This is a genomic window from Moorena sp. SIO4G3, from assembly GCF_010692305.1.
Classification (GTDB): domain Bacteria; phylum Cyanobacteriota; class Cyanobacteriia; order Cyanobacteriales; family Coleofasciculaceae; genus Moorena; species Moorena producens_A.
Genome location: NZ_JAAHIG010000545.1, coordinates 1 through 4,646, shown reverse-complemented (window position 1 = coordinate 4,646; position 4,646 = coordinate 1). Strand labels below are relative to the sequence as shown.

Here is a 4,646-nt window from a genome sequence, read left to right as displayed (position 1 = left end):
TCTTAGACATCACACTATATCGTTATGATATTGAAACAGATGTACGGCGTAGCCTAAGAGACTGTTGATCAAGTAAATTAAAAAGTATATCTTAAGACAGCGATTAGTCGCTGACTGTATATAAAGTAAATTATAAAGTTTATCTTAAGATGGCGATTAGTCGCTGACTATTGGTGGCTTAAGGCGGACAGCTCTGTTAACAAGAGTCAAACAGGTGAAGCCAAGCTCGGGTTTGCTGGTTGTTGGGTAGTGGAGTGCGTTCGCGTAGCGTGGCCTACGGCCAATCGCATAAGCGCGGAAGCTGAGGCCTAAGGCCAATCGCTCTTAAGCAGAAGAAATAAGTATAAATACTTGATTACTTACAAAAATCAAGATTTGACTACAATTTAACCAATGCGATCGCTAAACAACATTAAGAGCCAGAATTCCTTATTCTCGGGATTATGATCTATTTGGAGCTCTTAGCTGATGGGGTAAGCATATGCGCTACGCGCACGCTGCGCGAACAGCACTCAGCACTCAGCACTCAGCACTCAGCTTAATGCTTACGGCCAGGGAGAAGCAGACGTAACAAAGATTAAACTAATGGTTACCGGTTGTCAGCCATGCAAAGCGCGAGTGGGGGAAACCCCCTGTTCCGAAGCTGCATCGCTTATTCAAAAGTACCGATCTAGTAGCGTGGCACAGGGTAAGCATATGCGCTACGCGCACGCTGCGCGAACAGCACTCAGCAGTCAGCCGTCAGCTTATTTTATTCAAAAGCTGAAAGGTAAGCATTTAGGCGTTGGCCACGCGGGGCGCGTTTGGCCACGCTACGCCAACAACTGTCAGTCGTCAGCCTTGGCCGTTGGCCACGCTACGCGAATGGCTGATAACTGATAACTGATAGCTGATAGCTGATAGCTGATAGCTGAGGGCACAGGCTTCTACCGTGGCACAGGCTTCGACCCTGGGACAAACACGCATAAGCTGATAACTGATAGCTGATAGCTGAGGGCTGATAGCTAACAAATTAACTTATGAAAAAATCGATATTCAAAGAAAACCGAAAGTATACATTTAGTGACTATTTTGCGATGACCAATCCCACTGAGGAAATTGTTGGTGAGTTTGGTTACTCCTTCGCCATTGAAGTAATTGACCTTCCTAAGTCTACCAACTATGACCTAGATATCATTGAAAACCTCAACCATACCTACTACACCATTATTCCCAAAATAAGCCTTACGTCGGAAATTGCCAAACGGGAATTTCTGATTGCCCCACTAATCCTGGAAATTGCCAAGCTGCTTCCAGTTAAAGTCAATGTTGAGTATCCCCTAGACATTAACGATCAGCTAGGGGGAGCCCTAGACTACTTATTAAAAAGTAACCAAAATCTGATTATTATAGAAGCAAACAAGAAAGATATTGATGCTGGTTTCAACCAGTTAGCAGCAGAACTAATTGCTTTAGATAAATATGAAGAGAGCGAATCTATTGAAATTATTTATGGTGCTGTGACTCTAGGGGATATTTGGAAATTTGGAACCCTTGATAGGAAACGGAAGCACATTGCTAAAACTATTCAAAGTCAGACTATTCCTAGGGATACAGAAGAAATATTCTCAATTCTAATTAGAATACTGAGCTTAAAACCAGGGCAGAGTTCAATTAAGCGCTAACCTATAATCTATAACCTGCAACCTATGGTCAATCGGGAGTAACCGATAATGATTCTTGTCATTGACAACTACGACAGCTTTACCTACAACTTAGTACAGTACCTAGGAGAATTGGGTAGCCAATTACCTGTGGCATCAGAGATTCAGGTCTATCGCAATGATAAAATTGATATACAGAAAATCCGCGAGCTCAACCCAGATGGGGTAGTGATTTCTCCAGGCCCAGGACGTCCTGAAGATGCTGGGATCTCAAGGGCTATATACAGCAATTTGGGGTCAAATCTCCCCATTTTAGGGGTTTGTTTGGGTCATCAAGCCTTGGGCCAGGTATTTGGCGGGAAAATTGTTTCGGCACCAGTATTGATGCATGGCAAAACCTCAGAGATTCATCATACTGGGGTTGGGGTTTTTCAGGGATTACCCAATCCTTTCACAGCGACTCGATACCATAGCTTAGTTATTGACCGTAGCTGCTGTCCTGATGTCTTGGAAATCACGGCTTGGGTGGATGATGGCACAATTATGGGAGTTAGACATCGGAACTATACACACATAGAAGGCGTCCAATTTCATCCAGAGAGTATTTTGACCTGTTCTGGTAAGCAACTTCTAAAAAACTTCTTAGAATCGCTGCCAGCATCTGCTACTCTCTCTATATCTCCCTGAAAATAAACTTGTTTCCAAGAAACCATGAAACGGCGACAGTTGATGCGCTATGTGAGTGCGGGTGTACTCACAACTCTTTCAACCGGCTTAGCTTCTGGACTCAGTTCTTACCAAGCACAGCCATCACGCAATGTATTGACAGTAAAGTGGCTTGGTCATACCTGCTTTTTATTTACTGGGGGTGGTGTGCGAGTTTTAGTCAACCCATTCCAAACCATTGGGTGTACGGCTAGATACAACTCACCAAAAGTAGAGGCAGATTTAGTCCTAATCAGTAGCCTACTACTAGATGAAGGAGCAGCGGAAGGTATACCGGGGAGTCCCCGGCTCCTATTTGAACCGGGTATTTTTCAAGTAAATGGGCTAAAATTCGAGGGAATTAGTATTCCTCACGACCGAGTCGGTGGACGTCGGTTTGGTAATAACGTGGTTTGGAAATGGACTCAAAATGGTATCAATATCCTACACCTGGGAGGAGCAGCAGCCCCTCTAGATATTGAGCAGAAAATTCTGATCGGGCGTCCTGATTTAGCTTTGATTCCAGTGGGAGGGGGACCAAAAGCCTACACCCCTCAAGAAGCTAAACAGGCATTTGATGTCCTTAAGGCAAAGATCATGATTCCTACTCATTTCCGAACCAAGGCCGCTGATGCCGAACAGTGTGATATTTTGCCAGTGGAGGAGTTCTTAACATTGATGAAGGACACACCCATACGCCGTGCCAAAAACGATACCATTACGATTAGCTCAGGGGATTTATCCCAAGATGGGTCAGTGATTCAACTAATGAGTTACAACTACAACTTTTAAATGCGCTTGCCTAGCCCCTTACCCAGACTGCAACCGCCTTTCTGGATTGGTGGAGTGGCGGTTGTAGGCATGATTTTCTGGATTGAAACCCTACGGCAGTTTGGGTTTGTTGTTCCAACTCCCTTTATACTTCTTTTCTTTGCTGTTGCCCTAACTGCCAGTATCGACGGATTACTTGCTGGAGTTACCAGTGCCACAGTATGGGCAATTTACCTGATCTATGCCTCTGCTGTTCACGTTGGTCCACCGAGTTTAACCGGGGGTTCAGTAGAGGTGAGTTTGGGGATTCTAGTTGTGGTCTTACTGGCTGTGCGGCTCGGCTGGATAAAAGACCAGAATCAGAAGCTGATCCAAAAGTTGCGACAAGCCAGCCTTGAGCTAGAACGACGGATTGAACAACGCACCGCTGAACTCTTAACCACCAATTCTAGACTCTCCAAGGAGATTCGCGGACGCATTCTGGCTCAAGAAGCCCTCGGAAAAAACGAATTGGCATTACAGTTAAGCCAAAATCGACTTGAAAGTATTTTGAGTTCCCTTGAGGATGTGGTTTGGTCCGTGCGCCCCCAAACCTCCAGACTGCTTTACCTCAACTCCGCTGTTGATAGTCTTTATGGTTATAGTATATCCGATTTTTTAGGTAACTCAAATCTTTGGCTAGAGGTAATCCACCCAGAAGACCGAGAACGAGTTCAGCAAAAGCGAAATTTTTTTAGCAATAACTCATTGCCCTTGTCACCCCAATCACTTCTGGCAATTGACACTCAAGACTTAGAATATCGAATCGTGCGCTCTGATGGGCAGGTGCGCTGGATTCGTGATCATGTACAAATTCACACCGATGCCCATGGTATCGCGATACGCATTGATGGTATTGTCACTGACATTACCAAAGCCAAGCAAGTCGAGGAAGCAATGGCCGCGAGTGAGCGGAAATTTCACGCCATCTTTGACCAGACCAGCCAATTTACATGGCTCCTGCAACCAGATGGTACCTTGCTCGAAGCCAACCAAACTGCCCTTAACTTTAGCGGATTAACTCGCTCACAGATTGTGGGTAAGCCCTTCTGGCAAATCCAATGGTGGACACAGTCTACTCAAACCGAGAATTCTTTAAAAAATGCGATCGCTCAAGCAGCTAACGGTGAGTTTGTCCGTTATCAAGGGTCGGTGCTAGGGTTACAGGGTCAAGTGATCACGATGGAGTTTTCCGTGAAACCGTTGCGGGATGAGAACGGAAATATAGTGTTGTTAATCCTAGAAGGTCAAGATATTAGCGATCGCATCAGAGCAGAAGCAGCAACTCTAGAGGCTCAAAACAAGGACATACTGCTTAAAGAAATTCACCATCGGGTCAAGAACAATTTACAAATTGTCTCAGGACTCCTTTACCTCCAGTCCCGATATATAGATGATGAAAGTATCCTGGATATCCTCTGTGAAAGCCGCAATCGTCTCCAAGTCATGGCCTTAATCCATACAGTTTCTCATGGATTAAGGCCATGA

The 4,646-nt window shown here is 44.9% G+C and carries 5 protein-coding genes; all 5 read left to right on the top strand.

Annotated elements, in window-relative coordinates; genetic code table 11:
- The first annotated feature begins 618 nt into the window (after positions 1 to 618).
- The gene (locus F6J99_RS42355; RefSeq protein ID WP_293122769.1) at positions 619 to 879 is read left to right on the top strand and encodes a hypothetical protein; all 261 of its coding nucleotides are present in this window, start codon (positions 619 to 621) and stop codon (positions 877 to 879) included.
- A 140-nt stretch (positions 880 to 1,019) separates the two neighbouring features.
- The gene (locus F6J99_RS42350) at positions 1,020 to 1,664 is read left to right on the top strand and encodes a hypothetical protein (protein WP_293122766.1); all 645 of its coding nucleotides are present in this window, start codon (positions 1,020 to 1,022) and stop codon (positions 1,662 to 1,664) included.
- 48 nt (positions 1,665 to 1,712) lie between these two features.
- Complete coding sequence (locus F6J99_RS42345; RefSeq protein WP_070392230.1) at positions 1,713 to 2,330, top strand: aminodeoxychorismate/anthranilate synthase component II; 618 nt, start codon at positions 1,713 to 1,715, stop codon at positions 2,328 to 2,330.
- A gap of 24 nt (positions 2,331 to 2,354) precedes the next feature.
- Positions 2,355 to 3,140: an MBL fold metallo-hydrolase gene (locus tag F6J99_RS42340; protein ID WP_075898460.1), complete on the top strand. Its 786-nt coding sequence runs from the start codon at positions 2,355 to 2,357 to the stop codon at positions 3,138 to 3,140.
- The gene (locus F6J99_RS42335; protein ID WP_293122762.1) at positions 3,141 to 4,646 is read left to right on the top strand and encodes a PAS domain S-box protein; all 1,506 of its coding nucleotides are present in this window, start codon (positions 3,141 to 3,143) and stop codon (positions 4,644 to 4,646) included. It abuts the gene before it with no gap.

Excerpts from the sequence above, each read along its gene's own strand:
- F6J99_RS42345 (WP_070392230.1), top strand. The coding sequence starts at position 1,713 with ATGATTCTTGTCATTGACAACTACGACAGCTTTACCTACAACTTAGTA.
- F6J99_RS42350 (WP_293122766.1), top strand. The coding sequence starts at position 1,020 with ATGAAAAAATCGATATTCAAAGAAAACCGAAAGTATACATTTAGTGAC.
- F6J99_RS42340 (WP_075898460.1), top strand. The coding sequence starts at position 2,355 with ATGAAACGGCGACAGTTGATGCGCTATGTGAGTGCGGGTGTACTCACA.
- F6J99_RS42335 (WP_293122762.1), top strand. The coding sequence starts at position 3,141 with ATGCGCTTGCCTAGCCCCTTACCCAGACTGCAACCGCCTTTCTGGATT.